Here is a 1,346-nt window from a genome sequence, read left to right as displayed (position 1 = left end):
CGCGGCCCGCAGCGCGGCCAGCCCCTCCGCGTGTGCCCGGCCGGGGCTCAGCAGCAGCGCCGACACGGCCGCGCCCCGCCGGGCCAGGTGCGCGCCGGCGAGAAGCGTGTCGCCGCCGTTGTCGCCGGAGCCGACCAGCAGCAGCACCCGCGCGGCGTAGACGCCACCCCGGTCGGCGAGCAGCAGCGCGCAGCGGCGGGCCAGCCCGGCGGCCGCCCGCCTCATCAGCGTCCCGGGCGGGAGCGTGGCCATCAGGCCCGCCTCCGCCGCCCGTACGTCCGCGACCCGCCACACCGGTCTCATGCCACCCCGTCCCGTCCGGTTCCCGGCGCGCCGGGAACCGGCGCGCCCCCGATCACTGTTCCGCGACCACCATGGCCGAGGCGATCCCGCCGTCGTGGGACAACGAGAGATGCCAGCGGTTGACCCCGCGCTCGGTGGCCGCCGCCGCGACCGTGCCGGAGACGGTCAGCCAGGGGCGGCCGTCCGGGTCCGGCACGATCTCGCAGTCGTGCCAGCTCAGGCCGGCCGGGGCGCCGAGCGCCTTGGCGACCGCCTCCTTGGCCGCGAAGCGGGCGGCCAGGGACTCGGGCGAGCGCGGGTTGCCGGAGCGGGTGCAGCGCTCGGCCTCGGTGAAGAGCCGGTCGGCGAGCAGCGGTGTCCGGGCCAGGGCCTTGGCGAACCGCTCGACGAGGACGACGTCGATGCCGACAGCGACGATCACCCGCTCACCCTACCGGCGCGGGCGGCCGCACATTAGCCGCCGCTTCCTTGCGGGGCAACGCCTGTGGACGACCGGCCGTCCGCCGGGAGGGCCGTCGTCCACAGGCCGGGCGCGGGGGTGTGGACGACGCCTAGCGTCGCGGCCGTCGACGTTTTCGCGAGGCGGGGGGCCGAGGATGACCGAGGAGCCGTTGACCGTACGACCCGACGCGCTGCGCCGGGCCGCGAGCGGGCTCGACGACGACGCGTACCGCCTGGGGCACGGGCTGGCCGGGGCGTCCGGGCTGGTGGTCCCGGCTCCCGAGTGGTCGGCCGGGGCGGCGTTGGCCGGTCTGGAGGCGGCCGCGCACGCCTGGTTCGGCGGGCTCGGCGCCCGGGTGGCCACCACGGCCGGGGCGGTCCGGGCCGCCGCCGAGGCGTACGAGGCGGTGGACGACCGGGCGGCCGGCCGGCTCACCGCGCTGCCCCGGTGACCGCGCCGGCGGGTCGGGCCGCACCGGTCCGGCGCCCACGCCACGCCGCCGCCCCCCCGGATGTACGGGCGGCTCGCCCTGCACGCCGAGTCGGTGGTGATGCCGCTGCTGGTGCCGGACGTGCCGGTGGTGACGTGGTGGCACGGCGAG

The 1,346-nt window shown here is 78.7% G+C and carries 3 protein-coding genes and 1 pseudogene; 2 read left to right on the top strand and 2 right to left on the bottom strand.

What is annotated here, in order from left to right:
* Positions 1–303 (bottom strand): NAD(P)H-hydrate epimerase (locus AB0G13_RS34725; RefSeq protein ID WP_357883944.1); only part of this gene is annotated, 303 nt, incomplete at its 3' end.
* Between the two features lie 52 nt (positions 304–355).
* Positions 356–724 (bottom strand): holo-ACP synthase, encoded by a 369-nt coding sequence (locus AB0G13_RS34720; protein WP_357883942.1) that lies wholly within the window; start codon positions 722–724, stop codon positions 356–358.
* Positions 725–899: 175 nt separating this feature from the next.
* Between AB0G13_RS34720 and AB0G13_RS34715 the strand changes: the two genes are divergently transcribed.
* Together AB0G13_RS34715 and AB0G13_RS34710 are read left to right on the top strand one after the other, a co-directional pair.
* A complete protein-coding gene (locus AB0G13_RS34715) occupies positions 900–1,196 on the top strand; it encodes a type VII secretion target (RefSeq protein WP_357883939.1) in 297 nt (98 codons plus the stop codon).
* 57 nt (positions 1,197–1,253) lie between these two features.
* A pseudogene (locus tag AB0G13_RS34710) lies at positions 1,254–1,346 on the top strand (glucose-6-phosphate dehydrogenase assembly protein OpcA); the annotation flags it as partial.

It is taken from the genome of Micromonospora sp. NPDC023633 (assembly GCF_040640035.1).
Taxonomy (GTDB): domain Bacteria; phylum Actinomycetota; class Actinomycetes; order Mycobacteriales; family Micromonosporaceae; genus Micromonospora.
Note: the sequence above shows the minus strand (reverse complement) of the source record. Positions and strands in the feature narration are given on the sequence as shown.